This is a genomic window from Cellulomonas sp. CW35, assembly GCF_052378485.1.
GTDB lineage: Bacteria > Actinomycetota > Actinomycetes > Actinomycetales > Cellulomonadaceae > Cellulomonas > Cellulomonas uda.
In genome coordinates this window covers 740076-765448 of sequence record NZ_CP199000.1, presented here as the reverse complement: position 1 = coordinate 765448, position 25373 = coordinate 740076, and the positions used below count along the sequence as shown (strand labels likewise).

The window sequence follows — 25373 nt, the reverse complement described above, 5'->3', positions numbered from 1 at the left end:
GGGAGCCGGACCGGGCCTGGTCAGGGCAGGAACCGCGCGACGTCGGAGATGAGGTCGAGCACGGGCGTCGGGAACACGCCGAGCACCACCGTGAGGACGGCGGCGACCGCGATCGCGACCGCGGCGAGCCCTTCGGACGGCACGACCGTCGTCGTGGTCGTCGCGGTCGGCGCGGCCACGAGCGTCGCGACGGCGGACGACCCGTCGGCCCCGACGAGCGTGACGTCCTCGCCCGGTGCGGCGTTCTCGTCGGACGCGCGGCCCTCGACGACCGGTGCGGCGTCCTCGTCGGACGGCTCCACGGCGGCCTCGTCGCGGCCGGGCGCGGGCGTGAAGTACATCAGCACGATGATCCGCACATAGAAGAACGCGGCCGCGGCCGAGCTCAGCACGCCGACGAGCGCGAGCGGCCAGGCGCCGCCGTCGACCGCGGCGGAGAACACGGCGAACTTCCCGATGAACCCCGCGGTGAGCGGGATGCCCGCGAAGGACAGCAGGAACAGCGCGAACGCGCCCGCGAGCGCGGGGTGCGTGCGCCCGAGCCCGGCCCACTGCGACAGGTGCGTGGCCTCGCCGAGCACGCTGGTGCGCAGGTCCTCGTCCCCGGCCTCCGCGAGCTCGTCGGCCGCCACGTCGGTCGACGCCTGCGGGACGGTGCGCTCACGCACGAGCCACACCACGCCGAACGCCCCGACCGTCGCGACGCCGTACACCAGCAGGTAGAACAGCACCGCGCTGATGCCCGCCTCGTCGAGCGCGACGACGCCCGTGAGGATGAACCCCGCGTGGGCGATCGACGAGTACGCGAGCAGGCGCTTGATGTCAGTCTGGACCAGCGCCACGACCGTGCCGACGACCATGGTGGCGATCGCGACGGTCCACAGGAACACGTCGAGGTCCCACTGCAGGCCGGGGAAGATCGTGTAGTACACGCGCAGCAGCGCACCGAACGCGGCGACCTTGGTGCACGCGGCCATGAAGCCGGTGATCGGGGTCGGGGCGCCCTGGTAGGCGTCCGGCGTCCACGAGTGGAACGGCACCGCGCCGACCTTGAACAGCAGGCCGACGAGCAGCAGCACGGCGCCGACGAGCAGCAGCGGGTCGAGCGCCGAGGGCGTGCCCGTGGCGGCGGCGATCTCCGAGTAGCGCAGCGTGCCCGAGTAGCCGTAGACGAGCGCGACGCCGAAGATCAGCAGCGCGGACGCGAACGCACCGAGCAGGAAGTACTTGAGCGCGGCCTCCTGCGAGAGCAGGCGGCGGCGGCGCGCCATGCCGGTCAGGAGGTACAGCGGCAGCGAGAGCACCTCGAGCGCGACGAACAGCGTGAGCAGGTCGCCGGTCGCGGGCAGGATCATCATGCCGCCGGTCGCGAGGAGCAGCAGCGGGTAGACCTCTGTCTGCGTGAGCCCCTTGCGCCGTGCGAGCTCCTCGTAGTCCGAGCCGGGGATCGACGCCGCGGTGGGCGCGAACGCGTCCTCGCCGGTGGCCGTGCGGTCGGCGACGACGAGCAGCGCGAGCAGGGTGAGGACCGCGATGACGCCCTGGATGACGAGCGTCGGGCCGTCGACGAGCAGCGAGCCGTCGAGCACGTCCGTCCCGCCGGACGACGAGACGCCGTCCCACAGCGCCGCGACCGCGACGATCGCGCCGACGGGCGCGCCGAACGCGAGCACGAGCTGTGCGGCCCGCCGCGCGCGGTCGGGCACGAACGCCTCGACGAGCACGCCGACGATGCCCGCGACGAGCACGATCACGACGGGGCTGAGCGCGCCCCAGGCGATCTCCGGTGCGGTGAAGCTCACTGGTCGCTCCCTTCGAGAGCAGCGGCCGGGACGTCCTGCAGGCCGACGACGTCGAGCGTCACGGACGCGGGCGGACGCACGAGGTCGAGCGCGGGGCCGGGGACGAAGCCGAGCACGAGCATCGCGGCGACGAGCGGCGCGACGGCCCACCGCTCGGTCGCGGTGACGTCGCGGAAGCCCGCGACCTCCTCGCGCGGCGGCCCGGTGAAGATGCGCTGGTAGGTCCACAGCACGTAGATCGCGGCGAGCACGACGCCGAGCGTCGCGACGACCGCGGCGGCCGGGTGCCGGGCGAACGTGCCGACGATGACCATGAACTCGGACACGAACGTCGACAGACCCGGCAGCGACAGGGCGGACAGGCCGGCGACGAGGAACAGGCCCGCCAGGACGGGCACGACCTTCTGCAGGCCGCCGAAGGCGTCGATCTGCTGCGAGCCGCGGCGCGCGACGAGGAAGCCGGCGATCAGGAACAGCGCACCGGTCGAGAGCCCGTGGTTGACCATGTAGAACGACGAGCCCGCGACCGACGTCGACGTGAACGCGAAGATGCCGAGCACGATGAACCCGAAGTGCGACACGGACGTGTACGCGATGAGCCGCATGAGGTCCTTCTGGCCGATCGCGAGCAGCGCGCCGTAGAGGATCGACACGACGGCGAGCACGATGACGACGGGCGCGGCCCACCGCGACGCCTGCGGGAACAGCGGCAGGCAGAGCGTGAGCATGCCGAACGTGCCGACCTTGTCGAGCACGCCGACCAGCAGGGTCGACGTGCCGGCGGGCGCCTGCTCGGCGGCGTCGGGCAGCCACGTGTGCACGGGGAACATGGGCGCCTTGATCGCGAACGCGATGAAGAACGCGACGAACAGCCACCGCTCGGTGCCGGTCGACAGGTCGAGCCCGGTAAGCTTCTCGGTGAGGAAGCCGTCCTCGCCGCGCGGGCCCTGCAGGTACAGCGCGATGACGCCGACGAGCATGATCAGGCCGCCCGCGAGCGAGTAGAGCAGGAACTTCACGGCCGCGTACCGGCGCTCGGCTCCCCCGTACCCGCCGATCATGAAGTACACGGGGATGAGCATGGCCTCGAACAGCACGTAGAACAGGAAGACGTCACGTGCGGCGAACACCGCGACGATGAACGCCTCGAGCACGAGCGCGAGCGCGAGGTAGTTGCGCAGCGCGTCGCTCGTGGTGGTGCGCGAACCCTGCTCGCGCCACGCCGCGAGGACGACGAGCGGGACGAGCAGCACGGACATCGCGATGAGCGCGAGGCCCACGCCGTCGACCCCGACCGCGTACGACGCGCCGATCGCGGGGATCCACCGGTGCGTCTCGGTGAGCTGGACGGTGCCGGCGTCGGCAGTGTCGAACGCGGTGAGCGCGAGGCCGAGCAGGACGAGCTCGACGAGCGCGACACCGAGCGCCACGACGCGCGCCCGGGGGCGCAGCGCCCTCGGCGCGAACCACAGCACCAGCGCACCGAGGACCGGCCACGCGATCAGCGTGGTCAGCCAGGGGAAGTCGGGCGACATCGCTCTCCTCAGCTCTGGACGGCCAGCACGACGACGAGGAGGACCACGAGGCCTCCGAGCATCGTCGCGGCGTACGTGCGGACGTATCCGGTCTGCAGGCGGCGCAGCAGCGCGCCCAGACCGACGGTCGCGTGCGTGACCCCCTTGACCCCGCCGTCGACGACCGCGTGGTCGGCGTAGACCAGCGAGCGCGTCAGGTGCTGCCCGGGCTCGACCAGCACGGCGTCGTTGACGGCGTCCTGGTAGAGGTCGACGCGCGCGGCGCGCGTGAGCGCGGTGCCGAGCGGCGGGACGACGGGCACGGTCGCGGTCGCGTACCGGCGCCACGCCAGCACGAGGCCGGCGACGACCACGGTGAGCGTGAGGGCGATGAGCACACCGGCGGGCAGGACGGGCTCCTCGTGCTCGACGTGCCCCGTGACGGGCTCGAGCCAGCCGGTGAACCGGTTGCCGAGCGCGAGGAACAGGCCGAGGCCGACCGAGCCGACCGCGAGGACGATCATCGGCCACGTCATGAGGGCCGGGGACTCGTGCGGGTGCTGCTCGGAGCCGTCCTTGCGGGTGGTCCAGCGGCGCTCGCCCTCGAACGTCATGAAGAACAGGCGCGACATGTAGAACGCCGTGATGCCGGCGCCGACGAGCGCCACGGTCCCGAACACCCACGCGCGCCACGGCGCGCCGTCGGTGGGGATGAACGCGGCCTCGATGATCTTGTCCTTGGAGAAGAAGCCGGAGAACGGCGGGATCCCGAGGATCGCGAGCCAGCCCATCATGAACGTGATCCAGGTGACCTTCATGTAGCGGGCCAGGCCGCCGAAGCGGCGCATGTCCACCTGGTCGTCCATGCCGTGCATGACGGACCCGGCACCGAGGAACATCCCGGCCTTGAAGAACCCGTGCGTCACCAGGTGGAAGATCGCGAACGCGTAGCCGACGGGGCCGAGGCCGGCCGCGAGCACCATGTAGCCGATCTGCGACATCGTCGACGCCGCGAGGGCCTTCTTGATGTCGTCCTTGGCGCAGCCGACGATCGCCCCGAACAGCAGCGTGATCGCGCCGACGACCACGACGACGAGCTGCGCGCTCGGCGCGGCCTCGAAGATCGCACCCGAGCGCACGATCAGGTACACGCCCGCGGTGACCATCGTCGCGGCGTGGATGAGCGCCGAGACGGGGGTCGGGCCGGCCATCGCGTCACCCAGCCAGGACTGCAGCGGGAACTGCGCCGACTTGCCGCACGCCGCGAGCAGCAGCATGAGGCCGATCGCGGTGAGCGTCCCCTCGCTCGCGTGCGCCGCCGGGTCGGCGAGGACGGTCCCGAAGTCGAGCGCGCCGAAGTGCGCGAACATCAGGCCCATCGCGACGAGCAGGCCCACGTCACCGACACGGTTCGCGACGAACGCCTTCTTGGCGGCCACCGCGTACGGCGTGTTGTGGTTCCAGAACCCGATGAGCAGGTAGGAGGCCAGACCGACGCCCTCCCAGCCGACGAACAGCAGCACGAACGAGTCGGCGAGCACGAGCAGGAGCATCGCGGCGACGAACAGGTTCAGGTACGCGAAGAACCGGCGACGGTCGGTGTCGTGCTCCATGTACGCCACGGAGTAGACGTGGATGAGCGTGCCGACGAACGTCACGAGCAGCACGAACGTGAGCGACAGCGGGTCGAACCGCAGCCCCGCGTCGAGGTGCAGCGCACCCGCGTCGATCCACGTCCCGAGCCGCAGGTCCCACACCCGCGAGGACGCGTCCTGCCCGAGGACCTCGAGCATCGCGAGCAGGCCGACGACGAACGCGCCGGTGGAGGCGAGCACGCCGAGCCAGTGCCCCCACCGGTCGGCACGCCGGCCGAGGAGCAGCAGCACGGCCGCGGAGGCGAGCGGCAGGGCGACCACCAGCCAGGCGAACGACCAGACACCGCCGGAGGCGGTCGCCCCGGCCGGGTTCACCACCGGGGACACCGCGGGCAGGGTCGCCGCGAGGGCAAGAGAGTGCACAGCCGTCCCCTCAGCTCTTCAGCAGGTTGACGTCGTCGATCGAGGCCGACCGACGGGTACGGAAGATCGCCACGATGATCGCGAGCCCGACGACGACCTCGGCGGCGGCCACGACCATCACGAAGAACGCGAGCACCTGGCCCGTGAGCTCGCCGTGCATACGCGAGAACGTCACGAGGCAGAGGTTGGTGGCGTTGAGCATGAGCTCGACGCCCATGAACGCGATGATCGCGTTGCGGCGCAGCAGCACGGCCGCCGCACCGATCGAGAACAGGATCCCCGACAGCACGAGGTAGTGGGTGAGCGTCACTTGCCCTCCTCCGAGTCCGGTGCGCCGGCGTCCACGCCCGCGACCGCGTCCGCGATGCGCGGCTCGCCGATCGGCGCCGACTGCGGCTCGGCGTGCGGCGGCGGGGTGGTGCCCTGCTCGTCGGACGCGCTCGTGCCGCGGTCGACCGCCGCCTTGCCCGCGAGCACGCGGTCGATCCGCGCGGCGTACTCCGCGGCGTCGGCCTCCTGGCCGCGCACGCGCAGCACGCGCGGCACCGAGCTCTCGATCGGCTGCCCGTACGGGTCGAGCGCGGGCACGTCCATGGCGTTGTGCTTGGCGTACACGCCCGGCGCGGGCAGCGGCGCGAGGTGCTGCCCGTCGCGCACGCGCGCCTCGGCGCGCTCGCGCTGGCCGAGGCGCGGGGTGAGCCGGCGGCGGTGCGTGTAGACGAGGGCGCCGAGCGCGGCGGTCACGAGCAGTGCGCCGACCACCTCCATCGCGAACACGTACCTGCCGAAGATCAGGTGCGCGATGCCCACGGGGTTGGACGCCTCGTTGGCGCTGCCCAGCCCGGTGGGCTCGGGGTACGCGGCGGTGCCGATCACGCCCGCGAGCACGACCAGCAGCCCGAGCCCCGCCACCCAGCCGATCCAGCGCTGCCCGCGGATGGTCTCGACGAGCGAGTCCGCGGTGCTCACGCCGACGAGCATGAGGACGAACAGGAACAGCATCATGATCGCGCCGGTGTAGACGACCACCTGGACGACGCCGAGGAAGACCGCACCCTGCGTGACGTACATGAACGCGAGGCAGATCATCACGAGGATGACCGACAGTGCGGCGTGCACGGCCTTGCGCGCGAAGAGCAGCCCGAGCGACGCGAGGACCATGACGGGCGCGAGCACCCAGAACAGGACGGCCTCGGCGGTGGACGGGTCCCCGGCCGAGTCGACCGCGCGGGGCAGCGCCCCGACGGCGGGCAGGCTCGAGGTGAGGTCGGCGGCCAGCGCGGCCGCCGAGAGCGCTGCGCTCATCGGGCACCGCCCTGGCGGTGCGCGGCGGCGACGTTCGCGGCCATGGCCGCTGCGGTCGGCCCGACCTGCTCGGCCGGGGTGAGCCCCGGTCCCTCGGGCAGCGTCGGGTCGTCGGGCCGCTGCTCGCGGACCCAGTCCTGCTGCTCCTGCGTGGCCCCGGTGACCTCACCGCGGTAGTAGTCGGTGTCGGTCGTGCCCTCGGCCATGGGGTGCGGCGCCGCGAGCATGCCGTCACGCAGCGGCGCGAGGAGGTCCTGCTTCTCGTAGATCATCCCGGCGCGCGTCGGCCCCGCGAGCTCGTAGTCGTTCGTCATCGTCAGCGCGCGCGTGGGGCACGCCTCGATGCACAGCCCGCAGAAGATGCAGCGCAGGTAGTTGATCTGGTAGACGCGGCCGTAGCGCTCCCCGGGCGAGTACTGCTCGTCGGGGGTGTTGTCCCCGGCCTCGACGTAGATCGCGTCCGCGGGGCACGCCCACGCGCACAGCTCGCAGCCGATGCACTTCTCGAGGCCGTCGGCGTAGCGGTTGAGCTGGTGACGGCCGTGGTAGCGCGGCTTCGTCGGGACCGTCTCGCGCGGGTACTGCTCGGTGACGGTCTTGCGGAACATGTTCGACAGCGTCACGCCGAACCCGCCGACGGGGGCGAGCAGCGCGCGCAGGCCCGACGACTGCGGGATGAGCGACTCGTACTGCGGTGCCGCGGGCGCTCCCACCTCCGAGGCGGGCTTGCGGGCGACGGCCTTGCCCCCGGCGGGCGCACCGGCCTGCTGCGGGCGCGGGGCGGGCGGCTTCTTGCGCGGCTCAGCCACCGTGCACCTCCTTCGTGTCGGTCTGCGCATCGGGCTCGTCGGGCTCGCCCGGGGCACCCGCGGGCACGCGCGCCCGGCGCGGCGACGGCGGGAGCACCTGACCGGGCAGGGGCGGGACGGGGTAGCCGTCGGCGAACGCGTCGAGGACGCGCGGCGGCGTCGCCGGCTCCGGGCGCTTCTTCTCGGGGACGAACAGCGAGATCACCACGCCGACCGCCACGATGCCCGCGATGACGAACAGGATGGTCCGCAGCTCGAGGTCCGCGAACTCGGGGAACTGGCGCAGCCCCTGCACGACGGCGACCAGGACGAGCCACGCGAGCGCGGCGGGGATGAGCACCTTCCAGCCGAGCTTCATGAACTGGTCGTACCGGAACCGCAGCACCGAGCCGCGCACCCAGACGAAGAAGAACATGAGCGCCCACAGCTTCGCCAGGAACCACAGCACGGGCCACCAGCCCTGCTGCAGGAAGTGGTCGGCCGGGATGAACGGCGCGCGCCAGCCGCCGAGGAACAGCGTCGTCGCGACCGCGGAGACGTTGAGCATGTTGATGTACTCCGCGAGGAAGAACCACGCGAACTTCATCGACGAGTACTCGGTCATGTAGCCGGAGACCAGCTCACCCTCGGCCTCGGGGAGGTCGAACGGCAGACGGTTGGTCTCGCCGACCATCGAGATCACGTAGATCACGAACGCGGGCAGCAGCGGCAGGAACCACCACAGCTGCGTCTGCGAGGACACGATCTGCGACGTCGACATCGACCCGGCGAGCACGAACACGCTGACCAGCGACAGGCCCATCGCGAGCTCGTAGGAGATCACCTGGGCGGTGGAGCGCACACCACCGAGCAGCGGGTACGTCGAGTTCGACGACCAGCCGCCGAGGACGATGCCGTACACGCCGACCGACGCGCACGCGAGGATGTACAGCACGGCGACCGGGAAGTCGGTGAGCTGCAGCGGCGTCTCGACGCCGAACATGCTCACGGTCGGGCCGAGCGGGATCACCGCGAACGTCAGCAGCGAGCAGAACACCGCGATGAGCGGCGCGACGATGTAGACGACCTTGTCCGCCGCCTTGACCGTCATGTCCTCCTTGAACAGGAGCTTCATGGCGTCGGCGAGCGACTGCAGCAGGCCGAACGGGCCGTGCACGTTGGGGCCGGGGCGCACCTGCATGCGCGCGACGACCTTGCGCTCGAACCAGATCGCGAACAGCACGCTCGTGAGCAGGAACACGAGGATCGCGACGGCCTTGATGAGCCAGATCCACCACGTGTCGTTCGAGAAGTCGGCCGTGACCGGCGCGACCGGCTCGGCGAGCAGGATCGTGTGCACGTCAGACCTCCTCGTCCTGCGTGACGGCGGTGCCGGGCGCGAGCCGCACCAGGTCACCGCCGACGGCGTGCAGCGTGTCGCGCACGGCCGAGCCGGGCGCGTTCGTCGGCAGCCAGACGACGAAGTCCGGCACGTCGCTGACCTGCGCCGGCAGCGTCACGGTCCCGGCGTCGGTGCTCACCGCGAGCGGCGCGCCGTCGGCCACGCCGACCGACGCCGCGGTCGCTGCCGAGACGCGCGCGACGGGTCGCTTGGCCGTGCCGGCCAGGTGCGGCTCGCCGTCCTGCAGCCGGCCCGCGTCGAGCAGCTGGTGCCACGTCGCGAGGACCGCGTGGCCCGCGGGCACGGCGGGCGGCTCGCCGGGCCGGACGTCGGGCGCGTCGAGCCGCGTCCCGTCCCACCCGCCGAGCTGGTCGAGCTCCGCGTGCACGTCGCTGACCGAGCCGAGCCCGAGGTCGACCCCGAGCTCCGCGGCGAGCCCGTGCAGGACGCGGTGGTCGCTCAGCGCGTGGGACACGAGCGCCTGCGGGAACGGCCGCGGTCGGCCCTCCCACGTGACGAACGTGCCCGGCTTCTCGACCGGAGGCGCGACGGGCAGCACCACGTCCGCGCGCTCCGTGACGGCCGACGGGCGCACCTCGAGCGAGAGCACGAAGCGGGCCTTCTCGAGCGCGTCGCGCGCGAGCGCCGGGTCCGGCAGGTCCGCCGGGTCCACGCCGCCGACGACGAGCCCGGCGAGCGAGCCGTCGCGCGCGGCGGCGACGATCTGCGTGACGCTGCGGCCGGGAGCCTCGGGGAGGTGCTCGGCGCCCCACACCGCGGCGATGTCGACGCGCGCGGCCGCGTCCGCGACCGGGCGACCGCCCGGCAGCAGCGTCGGCAGCGTGCCTGCCTCGACCGCACCGCGCTCACCGGCGCGACGCGGCACCCACGCCACGCGCGCCCCCGTGCGGGCCGCGAGCCGCAGCACCGCGGAGAGCGCACCGGTCGACGAGGCCGCGCGCTCACCGACGAGCACCACGGCACCGGGTGCGGCGAGCGCCTCGGCGGCGCGCGCGAGCACCGGCTCGTCGGAGCCGGCGTCGATGCCCTCGATCACCTCGGCCTCGGTGCCGGGCGCGGCCGGCACGAGCGTGCCGGACAGGCGCTCCAGCCCGCGGCTCGCGAGCGCGGCCACCGAGAGCACGGCCGTGCCGCGCTTGACGACGGCGTCGCGCAGCCGCAGGAACAGGATGCCGCCCTCCTCCTCGGCCTCGAGGCCGACGAGCAGCACGGTCGGCGCGGACGTCACGTCCGCGAACGTCACGTCCAGCGTGCGGCCCGCGACGTGGTGGCCGAGGAACGCGGCCTCCTCGTCGGAGTGCGGGCGCGCCCGGTGGTCGACGTCGTTGGTGCCGAGCACGACGCGCGCGAACTTGGCGTACGCGTACGCGTCCTCGAGCGTGACCCGGCCGCCGGGCAGCACGCCCACGCCGCCCGCGGCGAGCGCGTCGCGCAGGCCCGCGGCCGCGGCCCCGTAGGCCTCGACCCAGCTCGCGGGGCGCAGCTCGCCGCGCGTGCCGTCGGGGTTGCGGTCGCGCACCAGCGGGGTGGTGATGCGGTCCGGCGAGGACTGCCAGCGGAACGCGAAGCGGTCCTTGTCGGTGATCCACTCCTGGTTGACCGCCGGGTCCTCGCCCGCGAGGCGACGCATGACGACGCCGCGGCGGTGGTCGACGCGGATCGCGGAGCCCTGCGAGTCGTGCTCGGACACCCCGGGCGTGGAGACGAGGTCGAACGGGCGTGCGCGGAACCGGTAGGCGGCCGACGTGAGGGCGCCCACGGGGCAGATCTGCACGGTGTTGCCCGAGAAGTACGACGCGAACGGCTGCCCGCTCGTGTCGAGCGTCGACGCGCCGACGGGCACGTCGCCCGCGAAGCCGAGGACCTCGACGTCGAACGTGCCGATCTGCTGCTGCGCACCGCGCTTCTGCAGGTCGATCCAGACGTCGCCGGCGATCTCCTCGGAGAACCGCGTGCAGCGCTGGCACAGGATGCACCGCTCGCGGTCGAGCAGCACCTGCGTCGAGATCGCGATGGGCTTGGGGAACGTGCGCTTGACGTCGACGAACCGCGACGTGGCGCGGCCGTTGCTCATCGCCTGGTTCTGCAGCGGGCACTCGCCGCCCTTGTCGCACACCGGGCAGTCGAGCGGGTGGTTGATGAGCAGCAGCTCCATGACGCCGTGCTGCGCCTTGTCCGCCTCGGGCGATGTGTGCTGCGTCTTGACCTGCATGCCCGGCGTGGCCTCGAGCGTGCACGAGGCCTGCGGCTTGGGCATCTTGGCGAGGTTGCCGTCGCGGCCGGGTGCCCAGACCTCGACGAGGCACTGGCGGCACGCACCGGCGGGTGCGAGCAGCGGGTGGTCGCAGAACCGCGGGATCTGCACGCCGAGCTGCTCGGCGGCCCGGATGACGAGCGTGCCCTTGGGCACGGTCGTCTCGACGCCGTCGATGCTGAACGTGACCGTGTCCGCCGGCACGGGCGTGGCGACGGGCGGGGCGGCCGGGACGAGCGGCGACCCCGTCTGCGAGCGGTCCGAGGTGATCGTCATGCGTGCACCCCCGCGAGTGCCGCGCCGCGACGGCGAGGCGTGTAGTCGAACAGCGCGCTGCGCTCGGGCGGGAACAGGACGTCCGCGGGCGTGTGGCACCCGGCCTCGAACTCGTCCCGGAAGTACTGGATGGCGCTCGTCACGGGGCTCGTCGCACCGTCGCCGAGCGCGCAGAACGCGCGACCCAGGATGTTGTCGCACAGGTCGAGCAGCAGCTCGATGTCGGCGGGCGTGCCCTGACCGCGCTCGAGGCGCTGCATGACCTGCGCGAGCCAGAACGTGCCCTCGCGGCACGGCGTGCACTTGCCGCACGACTCGTGCTTGTAGAACTCGGTCCACCGCGTGACCGCACGCACCACGGACGTCGTCTCGTCGAAGATCTGCAGCGCGCGCGTCCCGAGCATCGAGCCCGCGGCGCCCACCGACTCGTAGTCGAGCGGGACGTCGAGGTGCTCGGCCGTGAAGATCGGGGTGGACGAGCCGCCCGGGGTCCAGAACTTCAGCTCATGGCCCTCGCGGACGCCGCCCGCCATCTCGAGCAGCTCACGCAGCGTGATGCCCAGCGGTGCCTCGTACTGGCCGGGCCGCGTGACGTGGCCCGACAGCGAGAACAGGCCGTGGCCGGTCGACCGCTCGGTGCCCATCTGCTTGAACCAGTCGGCACCGCCGACCAGGATCCCGGGCACCGACGCGATCGACTCGACGTTGTTGACCACCGTCGGGCGCGCGTACAGGCCCGCGACCGCGGGGAACGGGGGCTTGAGGCGCGGCTGGCCGCGCAGGCCCTCGAGCGAGTCGAGCAGCGCGGTCTCCTCACCGCAGATGTACGCGCCGGCGCCGGCGTGCACCGTGACCTCGAGGTCGAAGCCCGAGCCCAGGACGTTCTTCCCGAGGTAGCCCTTCGCGTACGCCTCCTCGACCGCGCGCAGCAGGCGGCGGTACACGTGCACGACCTCACCGCGCACGTAGATGAACGCGTGGTGGCAGCCGATCGCGTAGGACGTGATGGCCACGCCCTCGATGAGGTGCTGCGGGCTCGCCATCATGAGCGGGATGTCCTTGCAGGTCCCCGGCTCGGACTCGTCCGCGTTCACGACGAGGTAGCGCGGCCCGCCGTCGGGCGCGGGCAGGAATCCCCACTTCATGCCCGTCGGGAAGCCCGCGCCACCGCGGCCGCGCAGGCCCGAGTCCTTGACCGCGGTGACCACGTCAGCCGCCGGCATGCCCAGCGCGCGCCGCAGACCGCGGTAGCCGCCGTTGGCCTCGTACGTCGCCAGGCTCCAGGAGCGCTCGGCGTCCCAGTGGTCGGTGAGCACCGGTGCGAGGGTCGTCGCCATCGCTCAGTCCTCCTTCGCGTCGGACGAGGCCTGCTTGGTCTCCTGCTGCTGCGACGACGTGTCGCGCTCGCCCGTCACCGGGCGCTCCGCGCTCGACTGCTCGTCGCCCGTGCGGGGCTCGGACGCGGCGGCGCGGGCGGTCCCCGTCCGGGCGCGCGTCGTCGTCCGCGTGCTCGTGCGACGAGGCTCGTCCTGGCCGGGCAGCGGCGGGGCGGTCCAACCCTGCTCGTGCGCGAGCACGGTGCCGCGCAGCGTCGCCTCACCGGCCCCGACACCCTCGTCGGCGCGGCCGTCGGGGAAGCCCGCGAGCACGCGCGACATCTCCTTGAACGTGACGACCTGGTCCGCGCCGCGCGTCGGCGCGACCGGCTCCCCCGCGCGCAGCGCGTCGACCACCGCTGCCGCCGACTCGGGGGTCTGGTTGTCGAAGAACTCCCAGTTCACCATCACGACCGGCGCGTAGTCGCACGCGGCGTTGCACTCGACGCGCTCGAGCGTGACCTTGCCGTCCTCGGTGGTCTCGTCGTGCCCGATGCCGAGGTGGTCGCACAGGTGCTCGTAGATCGCGTCGCCGCCCATGACGGCGCACAGCGTGTTGGTGCACACGCCCACGGTGTAGTCGCCGTTGGGGTGGCGCTTGTACTGCGTGTAGAACGTCGCGACCGCGGACACCTCGGCCGTGGTCAGCCCGAGCGTCTGCGCGCAGAACGCGATGCCCCGCGGGCTGACGTAGCCGTCCTGCGACTGCACGAGGTGCAGCAGCGGCAGCAGCGCCGAGCGCTCCTGCGGGTAGCGCGCCTTGATCACGGTGGCGTCGGCCTCGAGCCGGGCGAGCGTCACGTCGTCGTACGACGCGGCGTGCACCCGGCCGGGCTCGCGCGGGACCAGCTCCTCGACGGACATCAGCGGTCCACCCCTCCGAGCACCGGGTCGATCGACGCGACGGCGACGACGACGTCGGCCACCTGGCCGCCCTCGCACACGATCGACGTCGCCTGCAGGTTGTTGAAGCTCGGGTCGCGGAAGTGCGCGCGGTACGGGCGCGTCCCGCCGTCCGAGACGAGGTGCACGCCGAGCTCGCCGCGCGGGTGCTCGACCGTCTGCCACACCTGGCCGGCCGGCACGCGGAAGCCCTCGGTCACCAGCTTGAAGTGGTGGATCAGGGCCTCCATCGAGGTGCCCATGATCTCCTTGATGTGCGCGAGCGAGTTGCCCATGCCGTCCGAGCCGATCGCGAGCTGTGCGGGCCACGCGATCTTCTTGTCCGCGACCATCACCGGCCCGGGGTTCTTCTCGAGCCGGTCGAGGGCCTGCCGCGCGATCTTGATCGACTGGTAGATCTCCTCGAGGCGGACCTCGACGCGACCCCAGGCGTCCTCGCTCGTCACGGTCGGGACGTCGAACTCGTACGTCTCGTACCCGCTGTACGGCGCGGCCTTGCGCACGTCGTACGGCAGGCCGGCCGAGCGCAGCATGGGGCCCGTGATCCCGAGGGCCATGCAGCCCGCGAGGTTGAGGACGCCGACGTCCTTGAGCCGCAGGTGCAGGATCGGGTTGGCCAGCATGAGGTCCTCGAGCTGGCGCAGGTAGTGCTCGACGTTCTTCAGCGCCTCGCGCGTCGCCTCGACGCCGCCCGCCGGCACGTCCTGCGCGACGCCGCCGGGGCGGATGTACGCGTGGTTCATGCGCAGGCCGGAGATCAGCTCGAAGATCTTGAGGAGCTCCTCGCGCGCGGTGAAGCCGACCGTCATGATCGTCGTCGCGCCGAGCTCGTTGCCGCCGGTCGCGAGGCACACGAGGTGGCTCGTGATGCGGTTGAGCTCCATCATCAGCACGCGGATGACGCTCGCGCGCTCCGGCACGTCGTCCGTGACGCCCAGCAGCTTCTCCACCGCGAGGCAGTACGCGGCCTCCTGGAACAGGGGTGCCACGTAGTCCATGCGCGTGCAGAACGTCACGCCCTGGGTCCAGGTGCGGAACTCCATGTTCTTCTCGATACCTGTGTGCAGGTATCCGATGCCGGCGCGCGCCTCGGTGACGGTCTCGCCGTCGATCTCGAGCATGAGCCGCAGCACGCCGTGCGTGGACGGGTGCTGCGGGCCCATGTTGACGACGATGCGCTCCTCGCCGAGGCGGGCGGCCTCCTCGGCGATGTCCGACCAGTCGCCGCCGGACGCCTCGAACGAGGGGATGCCGGTGGTCTCGTCGTCGACGATGCCCGACGTGGCGCGCGGGGCGTGGGGGGCGGGGCGTGTGGTGCTCATCAGCTGTAGGACCTCCGCTGGTCCGCGGGCGGGACGGTCGCGCCCTTGTACTCGACCGGGATGCCGCCCAGCGGGTAGTCCTTGCGCTGGGGGTGGCCCGGCCAGTCGTCGGGCATCTCGATGCGGGCGAGGCCCGGGTGGCCGTCGAAGATGATCCCGAAGAAGTCGAACGTCTCGCGCTCGTGCCAGTCGTGGCCCGGGTAGACGCCCGTCGTCGACGGCATGTGGGGGTCGGCGTCGCTCACCGCGACCTCGAGGCGCAGGCGGCGCGAGTGCGTGACCGACGTGAGGTGGACGACGGCGTGCAGCTCGCGGCCCGTGTCGTGCGGGTAGTGCACGCCCGAGACGCCCAGGCCGAGCTCGAAGCGCAGGTCCTGGTCGTCGCGCAGGTGCCGGCACACCTCGACGAGGTGGTCGCGCGCCACGTTGATCGTCAGCTCGCCGCGGTCCACGACGACCGACTCGACCGCGTTCGCGAAGCCGGTCCCCGACGCGTCGAGCAGCTCGGCGAGGATGTCGACCACCTCGTCGAACCACCCGCCGTACGGACGCTCGCTCGGCCCCGGCAGGAGCACGGTCGTCACGAGCCCGCCGAAGCCCGAGGTGTCCCCCGACCCGTGCGCGCCGAACAGCCCGTGGCGCACGTCGACGACGTCGAGCGGCGTGCGCGCCGCGCCGGACGTCGCGGGCACGTGCTGCGAGCCCGACTCGAGCGCCGCCTCGGACGTGCGCTGCGCGTCGGTCGTGCCGTCGCCGGGCTTGACCGCCTCGGCCGCGTCCTTCTTCAGCTCGTCCTTCTTCGGCTCGTCGCTCATCGCAGCAGCCCCGTCATGTGCGAGGTGGGCGTGGCCGCCAGCGCCGCCGCCTCGGCCGCCGCGGCGGCCTCCTCGCGGTTCACGCCCAGCGGCTCGTTCTGGATCTGGTCGTGCAGCGTGAGGATCGCGTTGATGAGCATCTCCGGGCGCGGCGGGCAGCCCGGCAGGTAGATGTCCACGGGCACGACGTGGTCGACGCCCTGCACGATCGCGTAGTTGTTGAACATGCCGCCCGACGAGGCGCACACGCCCATCGACAGGACCCACTTCGGCTCGGACATCTGGTCGTAGACCTGCCGCACGACCGGCGCCATCTTCTGGCTCACCCGGCCCGCGACGATCATGAGGTCCGCCTGGCGCGGCGACGCCCGGAACACCTCCATGCCGAACCGCGACAGGTCGTAGCGCGGGGCACCCGCGGCCATCATCTCGATCGCGCAGCAGGCGAGACCGAACGTGACGGGCCACAGCGACCCCTTGCGGAAGTAGCCGACGAGGTCCTCGATCGTCGTCAGCAGGAACCCGGAAGGTGCCTCCTCGATCCCCATGTCAGGACCTCCTCGTCGTCGTGCTCGTCGTGATCGTCGCCGCCCCTGACCGGGCGGCCCGTGACCTTCGTCCTACGTCCAGCCGGTTCAGTCCCACTCGAAGCCCCCGCGCCGCCACTCGTAGACGAACGGCACCGTGATGAGCACCAGGAACGCGAGCATCGCGACGAGCCCGTACAGCGCGAGCTCCACGAAGCTCACGGCCCACGGGTAGAGGAACACGACCTCGACGTCGAACACGATGAACGTCATCGCGACCAGGTAGTACTTGATCGGGAAGCGGCCGCCGCCCACGGCGTGCGGCGTGGGCTGGATGCCGCACTCGTACGCCTCGAGCTTGGCGCGGTTGTACCGCTTGGGGCCGATGATCGCGCTGGCGCCGACCCCGCCCAGGGCGAGGACGGCGGCGATGCCCATGAGCCACAGGAGCGGCACGTACGGGTTGGTCATCAGGCGTCCTTCCTCGGCGCTGAGGTGCTGCTGGTCATGTCGGTCAGGCCGCCGGGGCGATCCGGGCCAGGGCGGCGATCGTCCGGTCCACCACGTCACCGCCGTGCGGCTCGTAGCAGTCGGACAGGAGCTTGAGCACGAACTTCATGAGCAGGGGCCGCGGCAGGCCGTAGCGCGTGCAGATGCGCATGACCTCGGGGTGCTCGATGAGGCGCACGAAGACCCGCCCGAGCGTGTAGTACCCGCCCAGGTCGTCCTTCATGCGGCGCTGGTAGGTGGCCAGGGCGCGCTCGCGGCCCGCGACGGTGCCGCGCGCGAGGCCCTGCGCGATCGCGTCGGCCGCGACCCGTCCCGCCTGCAGGCCGTACGCGATGCCCTCGCCGTTGAACGGGCTGACCATGCCGGCCGCGTCCCCCGCGAGCAGCAGACCGTCCGCGTACAGCGGCCCCCGGTTGAAGCCCATCGGGAGCGCCGCGCCGCGCACGGGCGCGAGCTGGTTCTCGGGCGTGAACTCCCACTCGGCGGGTGCGTTGGCCATCCACGCCGCGAACAGGGACTTGTAGTCGACCTTGGTCGCCGCGGCCGTCGAGCTCACCGAGCCCAGGCCGACGTTCGCGGTGCCGTCGCCGAGGGCGAAGATCCAGCCGTAGCCCGGCATGAGGTTCGAGCGGCCCGGCTCGCCGTCCCACAGCTCGAGGTGGGACTCCATCCAGGCGTCGTCGTGGCGGGGGGTGCGGAAGTAGGTGCGCACGGCCACGCCCATCGGGCGGTCGTCACGCTTGGTGCGGCCCACGCCGGTCGCGAGCCGCGCGCTGACGCCGTCGGCCGCGACGACCACGCGGGCGCGGTACGTGACCTCGTCACCGGCCCGCCTGCCGTCGGCGTCCACCGGCCGTGCGGTCACGCCGACGACCCGGCCCGTGCGCTCGTCGCGCACCGCGCCCGTGACGTTGGTGAGCTCGTGCAGCTTGGCGCCCGCGGCACGCGCGTGCTCGGCCAGGATCTGGTCCAGGCTCGTGCGGGCCCGCGCCAGGCCGAAGGACGGGTAGGACGAGATCTCGGGCCACGCCAGCTCGAGCCGGTGCCCGCCGCCGATGACGCGCAGGCCCTTGTTGCGGATCCAGCCGTCCTGCTCGCGGATCGGCACGGCCATGCGGACCAGCTCGGCGACCGCACGCGGCGTCAGGCCGTCGCCGCACACCTTGTCCCGCGGGAAGGACGCCTTCTCGAGCAGCAGGACGTCGAGCCCCGCGAGGGCGCAGTGGTACGCGGTCGCGGCCCCGGCAGGACCCGCGCCCACGACGATGACGTCCGCGTCATCGGTTGCGACCACCACGAGCGACCTCACTTGTGACGATGTTCACGTGCGACTCGGGGGAGTCTAGTCACGCGTCCGGGAGGGTGTCTGCGAAGGCTTACCTCACCTCGCACGGGTGCCGGGTGACCGGGTGAAGAACGCCCCGCCAACAGCCGGTTCGCGCACCCGTCGCCGCTCGTCGGACGCGGGCGCGACGGCGCGGCGTCCGCCTGACGGACGACGCGTGACCGCCAGTCGGTCGCCCGGGCCGACCGTCCACGGACCAGGTCCTCCGCGGCACGGGTCAGGCGGGCCGGGTCCCGCGGTGCAGCGCGACGATGCCGCCGGACAGGTTCCGGAACGCCACCTGGTCCCACCCCGCGCGCTTGACCGTGCGCCCGAGCTCGCGCTGGTCCGGCCAGTCGCGGATCGACTCCGCGAGGTACGTGTACGCCTCCGAGTCGCGCGTGACGGCCTGCGCGACGCGCGGCAGCGCGCGCGTGAGGTAGCCCGTGTAGACCGCGCGGAACGGCGCGAACGTCGGCGTCGAGAACTCGCACACCACGAGCCGTCCGCCCGGGCGCGTGACGCGCAGCATCTCCGCGAGCGCGGCCGGTACGTCGGGCACGTTGCGCAGGCCGAACGAGATCGTCACGGCGTCGAACGACGCGTCAGCGAACGGCAGGTGCAGCGCGTCCCCCGCGACGAACGGCAGGTCCGGGCGGCGGCGCTTGCCGACGCCGAGCATCCCCTCGGACAGGTCGCACGGGACGACGAGCACGCCCGCGTCCGCGAGCGGCTCCGACGACGTGCCCGTGCCCGCCGCGAGGTCGAGCACCCGCTCCCCCGGCTGCGCCGCGAGCGCGGTGAGCGTCGCGCGCCGCCACTGGCGGTCCTGCCCCATCGACAGGACGTCGTTCGTGAGGTCGTAGCGCTGCGCCACGGAGTCGAACATCGCCGCGACCTCGTCGGGCTTCTTGTCCAGGTTCGCTCGCGCCATGCCCCCATCGTGCCAGCCCGCGGGCCCCGGCACCGACCACGGTGTGACGAACGGACCAGGCCACGGGCCGGGGGCCACGACGAGCGCGGCGCGGGCGCGGGCATACCCTGGGACGCGATGAGCACGACTGCCTCCGCACCCGCGGAGCGACTCCCGCACCCCCTCGTCGTCCGCACCGTCCCCCTGGACGCGCTCGCGCCCGGCGCGGTCGCCGACCCGTCGGGTGAGCACCTGCCGGACCCCGCGGACCTGCTGGACCTGCTCCCGGCGCCCGGCGCGCAGCGCGCGCAGGGCGCACCGCCGCTCGCGTGGGTGCGCCGCGGTGACGGGCTGGTCGCCTGGGGCGAGGTGCTGCGCTTCGAGGTCGCCGGGGCGGACCGGTTCGCCGACGCGGAGCGCGCGTGGCACGACGTGCTCGCGCACGCCGTCGTGCGCGACGAGGTGCGCCTGCCCGGCTCGGGTCCCGTCGCGTTCGGCTCGTTCGCGTTCGACGACGAGTCCGCGGCCGGCGGCGTCGTCGTCGTGCCCCGCGTGGTCGTCGGGCGGCGCGGCGGCCGCACGTGGCTCACCACCATGTCCACCGGCCCCGCACTGGGGCCCGTGCCGGACCTCGACGAGCTCGCGGGCGACCGCGTCCCGCCCGCCTCCCCCGGCCGCGTCACGTACGCCGACGGCGCCGTGACCGCCCACGGCTGGCGCGACGTCGTCGCCGCGGGCATCGCCGCCGTGCACGCCGACGAGGTCGACAAGGTCGTCCTCGCGCGCGACGTCGTCGCCCGCACGCAGCGCCCGCTCGACGTGCGGTGGGCGCTGGGCCGACTCGCGGACCGGTACCCGTCCTGCTGGACGTTCAGCGTCGACGGCATGATCGGTGCGACCCCGGAGCTGCTGGTGCGCTCCGAGAAGGGCCTGGTGACGTCGCGCGTGCTCGCGGGCACCATCCGGCGCACGGGCGACGACGCCGCGGACCTCGCACGCGCCGCGATCCTCGCGCACTCCTCCAAGGACCTCGAGGAGCACGAGTACGCGGTGCGCTCCGTCGCGCACGCGCTCGAGCCGTTCTGCTCGTCGACGAACGTGCCCGACGTGCCGTTCGTCCTGCACCTGCCCAACGTGCTGCACCTGGCCTCGGACGTCACCGGCGTCCTGACCGACGCGTCCGAGGGCGTCGTGGGCACACCGGCCCACCCCTCGTCGCTCGCGCTCGCCGCCGCGCTGCACCCGACCGCGGCCGTGTGCGGCACGCCGACGCGCGCCGCGGCGGCGCTCATCCGCCGCATCGAGGGCATGGACCGCGCCCGGTACGCCGGGCCGGTCGGCTGGTTCGGCGCCGACGGCGACGGCGAGTGGGGCATCGCGCTGCGCTCCGCGCAGACGTCGACCGACGACCCGACGCGCGTGCGGCTGTTCGCGGGGTGCGGGATCGTCGCCGCGTCCGACCCGGCGGCCGAGCTCGCCGAGTCCGAGGCGAAGCTCGTCCCGATGCGGACGGCGCTCGCGTCCGACTGACGCGCGGCCGGGCTCGCGGACCGCGGGATGCGCCGAACCCCGGACGTGCGCAAGCCCGGACGTGCGGAAGCCCGGCCGGACCAGGGGTCGTCCGACCGGGCGTCCGCAGGGGGGTCAGCGGCCCTGACCCACCCCGTTCTCCTGGAGCCACTGCCACAGCTCGTCAGGGGTCATGTTCTGCAGGTCGGGCAGCTGCGAGCCGTCCTGGCCGCCGAAGCCCGGCCTGCCCTGCTGGTCACCCTGCTGGTCGCCACCCTCCTGGCCGCCCTGCTCGTCACCGCCCTGCTGGCCGCCACCCTGCTGGCCGCCGGCCGTGGTGTCCTCGCGCGTCGCCAGCGTGACGTCGACGTCGCTCGCCTTGCCGTCCCGCACGACCGTCAGCGTCACCGACGAGCCCGACGCGTACGAGCGCACGTACGCGGTCAGCGACTCCGCGCCGCCCACGGCCTTGCCGTCGATGCCGACGACCACGTCGCCGACCTGCAGGCCTGCCTTCGCGGCGGGCGAGCCCTCGTTGACCTGCTTGACGACGGCACCGGCGCGCGTCACGCCGTCGACCGTCGCGGTGCCGTCGTCCAGCCCCACGCCGAGGAACGCGTGCCGGGCCGTACCCGACTCGACGAGCTGACCGGCGATGGTCTTGACGAGGTTGACCGGGATCGCGAAGCCCAGACCGATCGACCCGGACTGCTGCGACGTGGTCGCGATCGACGAGTTGATGCCGATGACGCGGCCCTGCGCGTCGAACAGCGGGCCCCCGGAGTTGCCGGGGTTGACCGACGCGTCGACCTGGATCGCGTTGGTGACGGTGGCCTGCGAGCCGTCCTCGCTCTGCGTGGAGACGGGCCGGTCGACCGCGGAGACGATGCCGGTGGTCACGGTGTTCTGCAGGCCGAGGGGGTTGCCGACCGCCATGACGGCCGCGCCCACGCGCACCTGCGACGAGTCGCCGAGCGCGGCGGGCTCCAGGTCGCTCGGCGGGTCGACGAGCTTGACGACGGCGAGGTCCGTCGTCGGGTCGGTGCCGACGACCTTGGCGGTGAAGATGCGCCCGTCGGTGAGCGTCACCTGCACCTCGCCGCCCTGCGCGCCCGCCACCACGTGGTTGTTGGTGACGATGTGGCCCTCGTCGTCGATGACGACACCCGAGCCGAGCGCGGTGCCACCCGAGGTCGTCGTCTCGATCGCGATGACCGACGGCTGCACGGCCGCCGCGACGGCGGCCCAGTCCGGGGCGTCGTCGGACGAGCCGGCGACCGGGACGGTGTCGGTGGACGAGTGGCCGAGCTCGGCGAACGAGCTGGTGCCGTTCGACGCGGCCGGGGTTGCCGTGTCGTCGAGCGCGCCCGTGACGCCCAGCGTCGCGACGGCCGCGACGAGCGCGGCGGCGGCGGCGGACGTGACGGGGATCCAGACGCGGCCCCGGCGCTCGCGGCGCGCGGGGTCCGCGGGCGGCTGCTCGGCCGGCGTCCACGGCCCGGCGGCGGCCGGCTGACCGGCGTCCGGCTGACCGGCGTCCGGCGCGGCCGGCGCGTACGGCTGGCCCGCCTGCGGTCCGACGGGCGCGGCCGGCTGCTGCGGGGCCGGCGCCTGCGGGGCCGAAGCCTGCGGCAGCTGCGCCGTCGGGGCCGTCGGCGGGGTCGACGGCGGGGTCGTCGGCGGGGTCGTCGGTGGGGCCGGCACCGGCGGCAGGGGCTGGGTCGGCTCCGCCTGCGGGTGGTTCTCAGGGGTGGGGGTGGTCATGGTGTGAGCTCCTCCTCGGGTCGGACTCCATGACACGCCCTCGTGCTGGGCGCAGCCTTCGTCGGACCTGAGAGTTCCCTGGGAGTTCGTCAGGTGCGCAGGACGCGCGCGGCGGCCGCGGCGACCTCCTGCGCGAGCAGCGCCGACTGCGCGCGCCGCCCGGCGCGGTCGACGCGCACCTCGACGACGCTCACGCCGCGCCCGGGCGCGGCGAGCGCGGGCAGCAGCCCGTCGACCTCGACGACGCGCGAGTGCCGCACGCCGTACCCGGCGCACAGCGCGGCGAGGTCGGCGCCGTGCGGCGTGCCGAACACGCGCTCGAACACCGCGGCACGGTGCGGCTCGCCGTGCTCGAGGGTCGCGAAGATCGAACCGCCGTCGTCGTTCGCGACGACGACCTGCAGGTCCACGGCCGGCTCGGCGGGGCCGCGCAGCAGCCCACCGACGTCGTGCAGGAACGTGAGGTCCCCGACGAGCGCGCGCACGCGCCGCCGCGGGAGCGCGAGCGCGACGCCCGTCGCGGTCGCGACCGTGCCGTCGATGCCGGCGAGCCCACGGTTGGCGAGCACGAGCGGCGGGTCGTCCCAGCGCGCGACGAGGTCGAGGTCACGCACCGGGTTCGACGACCCGGCGACGAGGACGTCCTGCGGCGTGCTCGCGGCGGCGACCGCGCGCGCGAGCACCGGGCCGGTGATGCGGGCGCCGGTGCGCGAGCGGCGGCCCCGCACGGCCTCGGGCCCGTCGTCGAGCACGGCGTCGACCGCGGTGCGCGCGGCGGTGTCGGCCACGAGCCACGCCTCGAGCCAGCCCGCGGGCCCGGGCATGCGCCCCTGCCGCATGCGCGCGGACGTCTCGAGCAGCACCTGGTCGGCGGCGCGCGGGGCGTCGTACCAGTCGGCGCCGCGGGGGGCGAGCACGACGACCTCGACGTCGTCGCGCGCGAGGAGCCGGAGCACCGGCCGCGACAGCGTGGGCCGGCCGAGCACGACGACGCGGCGGACGCGGCCGCCGAGCTCGGGCTGCGCGAGCAGCAGGCGGTAGGCGCTCACGGCGCACGGGCCGCCGCGCGCCCCCGACGACGGCTCGGCGAGCAGGGGCCACGCGTTGGCCTCGGCGATGCGCCGCGCCGCGGGTCCCGCACCGTCGCCCGCGACGACGACCGTGGGCACGCCGCCGAGTCGGCCGGGTGCTCGTCGTGCGGGGCGGTCGTCGTCGGCGACGCGCTGCGCGGCCGCGACGACCGCGGGGACGGCGCCGGTCGCGGTCGGGACGCTCGGGCCGGGGCGGGACTGCACGTGCGTGAGGCCCGCCGTGCCGGGCGCGGGCCACGGCTCGTCGCCCGGGACGAGCGGCTCGCGGAACGCGAGGTTGAGGTGCACGGGGCCGGGGTCTGCGGTGCGCGCGCCGGTCGCGGCCGCCACGGCGCGCGCCGCGGTGTGCCGCACGTCGCGCGCCTCGTGCGGCAGGCCGACGGGTGCGGGCACGTCGACGAGCAGGCGGACCGCGCTGCCGAAGATGCCCGGCTGGTCGGTGGTCTGGTTGGCGCCGGTCCCCCGCAGCTCGTGCGGGCGGTCCGCCGTGAGCACGACGAGCGGGATGCCACTGTGGTGCGCCTCGAGGACCGCGGGGTGCAGGTTCGCCACCGCCGTGCCGGACGTGGTGACGACCGCGACCGGGCGGGCCGCGCCGGAGCCGTCCGTGTGCGCGGACGCCTTCGCCAGCCCGAGCGCGAGGAAGCCCGCGTCGCGCTCGTCGATGCGCACGTGCAGCCGCAGGGCCGGCGCGTGCTCGGGGCGCTCGTCGTCGCCCAGCGCGGCGTCCGCGAGCGCGTACGCGAGCGGCGCGCTGCGGGACCCCGGGGCAAGCACGACGTCCTCGACGCCCAGCCGCGCGAGCGCCTGCACCAGCACGCGCGCGGACACCACGGCGGGGGCACCGGCGCCGGGACCCGTCGCGGCGCCGGTCGCGTGGCCTGCGGGGTCCGGGACAGCCGTCGTCACGCCGGACATCATGCCCGGTCCGCGCGGGCGGCGGCGGCGCGGACCGCGGCCGTGCGCGTGCGCCAGCGCGCGGTCAGGGCCTCGTCGGCGGACGCGGCGGCGACGAGCGCGGGGTCGGGCTGCGTGCGGCGGACGGGCAGCGCACCGTCCACGGGCAGCAGCGGCTGCGCGACGAGGTCCGCGGTGAGCAGCTGTGCGGTCGCGAGCCCGCACGCGTACGGCAGCTCGGGCAGCGCGGCCGCGAGCGCCACCCCGGCAGCGAGCCCCACGGACGACTCGAGCGCCGAGGAGACCACCACGGGCAGCCCGATGCGCTCCGCGAGCTCGAGGCACGCGCGCACCCCGCCGAGCGGCTGCACCTTCAGCACCACCACGTCCGCCGCGTGCGCACGCGCGACCGCGTACGGGTCGGCGGCACGGCGGATCGACTCGTCCGCGGCGATCGGCACGTGCGTGCGCCGTCGCAGCGCGGCGAGGTCCGCGACGCCGGGCACGGGCTGCTCGGCGTACTCGAGCCCGCCGGCGGCGCGGTCGAGCACGGCCAGGCGCGCCACGGCCTCGTCGACGTCCCAGCCCGCGTTCGCGTCGACCCGGATCGCCCCGCCCGGGCCGATCGCGTCCCGGACGGCCTCGAGGCGCGCGATCTCGTCGGACACGTCCTGCCCCCGCTCGGCCACCTTGACCTTCGCGGTGCGGCAGCCGCCGGAGCCGGTCACGATCCGGTGCGCCGTCGCGGCGTCCACCGCGGGCACCGTCACGTTGACCGGCACACGGTCGCGCACGGGCGCGGGCCAGCCGAGCTCGGCCGCTTCGTGCGCCGCGCGCCACCAGCCCGCGGACTCCTCGTCGTCGTAGTCCCAGAACGGCGAGAACTCCGCCCACCCCGCGTCGCCCCGCACGAGCACGCCGTCCCGGGACGTCAGACCGCGGAAGCGCGTGCGCATCGGCAGCGACCACACGACGACGTCCGGGGCGAGCACCGGACCAGCGTACGTGCGCTGCCCTGCGGCCCCGCCCGCGCGCGAGGCTC

The 25373-nt window shown here is 73.8% G+C and carries 20 protein-coding genes; 1 reads left to right on the top strand and 19 read right to left on the bottom strand.

What is annotated here, in order from left to right; all coding sequences use genetic code 11:
• Positions 1 to 20: 20 nt before the first annotated feature.
• From nuoN to ACT17Q_RS03555, 16 genes are all read right to left on the bottom strand, one after another.
• Positions 21 to 1802 (bottom strand): NADH-quinone oxidoreductase subunit NuoN, encoded by a 1782-nt coding sequence (gene nuoN / locus ACT17Q_RS03630; RefSeq protein WP_444664802.1) that lies wholly within the window; start codon positions 1800 to 1802, stop codon positions 21 to 23.
• Positions 1799 to 3337 carry an NADH-quinone oxidoreductase subunit M gene (locus ACT17Q_RS03625; protein WP_444664800.1) on the bottom strand — a complete coding sequence of 513 codons (1539 nt, stop codon included), beginning with the start codon at positions 3335 to 3337 and terminating at the stop codon, positions 1799 to 1801. Before ACT17Q_RS03625 ends, nuoN begins: the two co-directional genes overlap by 4 nt.
• 8 nt (positions 3338 to 3345) lie before the next feature.
• Positions 3346 to 5334: an NADH-quinone oxidoreductase subunit L gene (gene nuoL / locus ACT17Q_RS03620; RefSeq protein WP_444664798.1), complete on the bottom strand. Its 1989-nt coding sequence runs from the start codon at positions 5332 to 5334 to the stop codon at positions 3346 to 3348.
• Positions 5335 to 5344: 10 nt separating this feature from the next.
• Entirely contained in the window at positions 5345 to 5644 is a 300-nt protein-coding gene (nuoK, locus tag ACT17Q_RS03615; protein WP_094180805.1) for an NADH-quinone oxidoreductase subunit NuoK, read from the bottom strand.
• Positions 5641 to 6639 carry an NADH-quinone oxidoreductase subunit J gene (locus ACT17Q_RS03610; protein ID WP_444664795.1) on the bottom strand — a complete coding sequence of 333 codons (999 nt, stop codon included), beginning with the start codon at positions 6637 to 6639 and terminating at the stop codon, positions 5641 to 5643. Before ACT17Q_RS03610 ends, nuoK begins: the two co-directional genes overlap by 4 nt.
• Positions 6636 to 7448 (bottom strand): NADH-quinone oxidoreductase subunit NuoI, encoded by an 813-nt coding sequence (gene nuoI / locus ACT17Q_RS03605; protein ID WP_141319876.1) that lies wholly within the window; start codon positions 7446 to 7448, stop codon positions 6636 to 6638. Before nuoI ends, ACT17Q_RS03610 begins: the two co-directional genes overlap by 4 nt.
• Complete coding sequence (nuoH, locus tag ACT17Q_RS03600) at positions 7441 to 8787, bottom strand: NADH-quinone oxidoreductase subunit NuoH (protein WP_094180808.1); 1347 nt, start codon at positions 8785 to 8787, stop codon at positions 7441 to 7443. Before nuoH ends, nuoI begins: the two co-directional genes overlap by 8 nt.
• A 1-nt stretch (position 8788) precedes the next feature.
• Positions 8789 to 11380 carry an NADH-quinone oxidoreductase subunit G gene (locus ACT17Q_RS03595; protein WP_268531398.1) on the bottom strand — a complete coding sequence of 864 codons (2592 nt, stop codon included), beginning with the start codon at positions 11378 to 11380 and terminating at the stop codon, positions 8789 to 8791.
• Positions 11377 to 12717 (bottom strand): NADH-quinone oxidoreductase subunit NuoF, encoded by a 1341-nt coding sequence (gene nuoF / locus ACT17Q_RS03590; protein WP_094180810.1) that lies wholly within the window; start codon positions 12715 to 12717, stop codon positions 11377 to 11379. The genes ACT17Q_RS03595 and nuoF overlap by 4 nt, the downstream gene beginning before the upstream one ends.
• A 3-nt stretch (positions 12718 to 12720) precedes the next feature.
• Complete coding sequence (gene nuoE / locus ACT17Q_RS03585; RefSeq protein WP_444664792.1) at positions 12721 to 13620, bottom strand: NADH-quinone oxidoreductase subunit NuoE; 900 nt, start codon at positions 13618 to 13620, stop codon at positions 12721 to 12723.
• Positions 13620 to 14981 (bottom strand): NADH-quinone oxidoreductase subunit D, encoded by a 1362-nt coding sequence (locus ACT17Q_RS03580; protein WP_094180811.1) that lies wholly within the window; start codon positions 14979 to 14981, stop codon positions 13620 to 13622. Before ACT17Q_RS03580 ends, nuoE begins: the two co-directional genes overlap by 1 nt.
• The gene (locus ACT17Q_RS03575; protein ID WP_444664790.1) at positions 14981 to 15796 is read right to left on the bottom strand and encodes an NADH-quinone oxidoreductase subunit C; all 816 of its coding nucleotides are present in this window, start codon (positions 15794 to 15796) and stop codon (positions 14981 to 14983) included. The genes ACT17Q_RS03580 and ACT17Q_RS03575 overlap by 1 nt, the downstream gene beginning before the upstream one ends.
• Positions 15793 to 16344, bottom strand: a complete 552-nt coding sequence (locus ACT17Q_RS03570) for a NuoB/complex I 20 kDa subunit family protein (RefSeq protein WP_094180813.1) — start codon at positions 16342 to 16344, stop codon at positions 15793 to 15795. Before ACT17Q_RS03570 ends, ACT17Q_RS03575 begins: the two co-directional genes overlap by 4 nt.
• Positions 16345 to 16431: 87 nt before the next feature.
• Positions 16432 to 16794, bottom strand: a complete 363-nt coding sequence (locus tag ACT17Q_RS03565; RefSeq protein ID WP_094180814.1) for an NADH-quinone oxidoreductase subunit A — start codon at positions 16792 to 16794, stop codon at positions 16432 to 16434.
• Positions 16795 to 16837: 43 nt separating this feature from the next.
• Positions 16838 to 18130 (bottom strand): geranylgeranyl reductase family protein, encoded by a 1293-nt coding sequence (locus tag ACT17Q_RS03560; protein ID WP_094180815.1) that lies wholly within the window; start codon positions 18128 to 18130, stop codon positions 16838 to 16840.
• A 265-nt stretch (positions 18131 to 18395) separates the two neighbouring features.
• On the bottom strand, positions 18396 to 19091 hold the full coding sequence (locus tag ACT17Q_RS03555) for a demethylmenaquinone methyltransferase (RefSeq protein ID WP_444664787.1): 696 nt from the start codon (positions 19089 to 19091) through the stop codon (positions 18396 to 18398).
• A 117-nt stretch (positions 19092 to 19208) separates the two neighbouring features.
• Between ACT17Q_RS03555 and ACT17Q_RS03550 the strand changes: the two genes are divergently transcribed.
• The gene (locus tag ACT17Q_RS03550; protein WP_444664785.1) at positions 19209 to 20600 is read left to right on the top strand and encodes an isochorismate synthase; all 1392 of its coding nucleotides are present in this window, start codon (positions 19209 to 19211) and stop codon (positions 20598 to 20600) included.
• A 114-nt stretch (positions 20601 to 20714) separates the two neighbouring features.
• Here ACT17Q_RS03550 and ACT17Q_RS03545 read toward each other — a convergent pair whose 3' ends face one another.
• The 3 genes from ACT17Q_RS03545 to ACT17Q_RS03535 all read right to left on the bottom strand — a co-directional run bounded on the left by ACT17Q_RS03545 (position 20715) and on the right by ACT17Q_RS03535 (position 25287).
• Positions 20715 to 22343 carry a S1C family serine protease gene (locus ACT17Q_RS03545; RefSeq protein ID WP_444664783.1) on the bottom strand — a complete coding sequence of 543 codons (1629 nt, stop codon included), beginning with the start codon at positions 22341 to 22343 and terminating at the stop codon, positions 20715 to 20717.
• Between the two features lie 89 nt (positions 22344 to 22432).
• Complete coding sequence (menD, locus tag ACT17Q_RS03540) at positions 22433 to 24355, bottom strand: 2-succinyl-5-enolpyruvyl-6-hydroxy-3-cyclohexene-1-carboxylic-acid synthase (protein WP_094180819.1); 1923 nt, start codon at positions 24353 to 24355, stop codon at positions 22433 to 22435.
• A complete protein-coding gene (locus ACT17Q_RS03535) occupies positions 24352 to 25287 on the bottom strand; it encodes an o-succinylbenzoate synthase (protein WP_444665358.1) in 936 nt (311 codons plus the stop codon). Before ACT17Q_RS03535 ends, menD begins: the two co-directional genes overlap by 4 nt.
• Between the last annotated feature and the right edge of the window lie 86 nt (positions 25288 to 25373).

Excerpts from the sequence above, each read along its gene's own strand:
- ACT17Q_RS03580 (WP_094180811.1), bottom strand. The coding sequence starts at position 14,981 with ATGAGCACCACACGCCCCGCCCCCCACGCCCCGCGCGCCACGTCGGGC.
- ACT17Q_RS03565 (WP_094180814.1), bottom strand. The coding sequence starts at position 16,794 with ATGACCAACCCGTACGTGCCGCTCCTGTGGCTCATGGGCATCGCCGCC.
- nuoF (WP_094180810.1), bottom strand. The coding sequence starts at position 12,717 with ATGGCGACGACCCTCGCACCGGTGCTCACCGACCACTGGGACGCCGAG.
- ACT17Q_RS03575 (WP_444664790.1), bottom strand. The coding sequence starts at position 15,796 with ATGAGCGACGAGCCGAAGAAGGACGAGCTGAAGAAGGACGCGGCCGAG.
- ACT17Q_RS03550 (WP_444664785.1), top strand. The coding sequence starts at position 19,209 with ATGAGCACGACTGCCTCCGCACCCGCGGAGCGACTCCCGCACCCCCTC.
- ACT17Q_RS03545 (WP_444664783.1), bottom strand. The coding sequence starts at position 22,343 with ATGACCACCCCCACCCCTGAGAACCACCCGCAGGCGGAGCCGACCCAG.
- ACT17Q_RS03570 (WP_094180813.1), bottom strand. The coding sequence starts at position 16,344 with ATGGGGATCGAGGAGGCACCTTCCGGGTTCCTGCTGACGACGATCGAG.
- ACT17Q_RS03625 (WP_444664800.1), bottom strand. The coding sequence starts at position 3,337 with ATGTCGCCCGACTTCCCCTGGCTGACCACGCTGATCGCGTGGCCGGTC.
- ACT17Q_RS03610 (WP_444664795.1), bottom strand. The coding sequence starts at position 6,639 with ATGAGCGCAGCGCTCTCGGCGGCCGCGCTGGCCGCCGACCTCACCTCG.
- nuoE (WP_444664792.1), bottom strand. The coding sequence starts at position 13,620 with ATGTCCGTCGAGGAGCTGGTCCCGCGCGAGCCCGGCCGGGTGCACGCC.
- ACT17Q_RS03595 (WP_268531398.1), bottom strand. The coding sequence starts at position 11,380 with ATGACGATCACCTCGGACCGCTCGCAGACGGGGTCGCCGCTCGTCCCG.
- menD (WP_094180819.1), bottom strand. The coding sequence starts at position 24,355 with ATGATGTCCGGCGTGACGACGGCTGTCCCGGACCCCGCAGGCCACGCG.
- ACT17Q_RS03555 (WP_444664787.1), bottom strand. The coding sequence starts at position 19,091 with ATGGCGCGAGCGAACCTGGACAAGAAGCCCGACGAGGTCGCGGCGATG.
- ACT17Q_RS03535 (WP_444665358.1), bottom strand. The coding sequence starts at position 25,287 with ATGCGCACGCGCTTCCGCGGTCTGACGTCCCGGGACGGCGTGCTCGTG.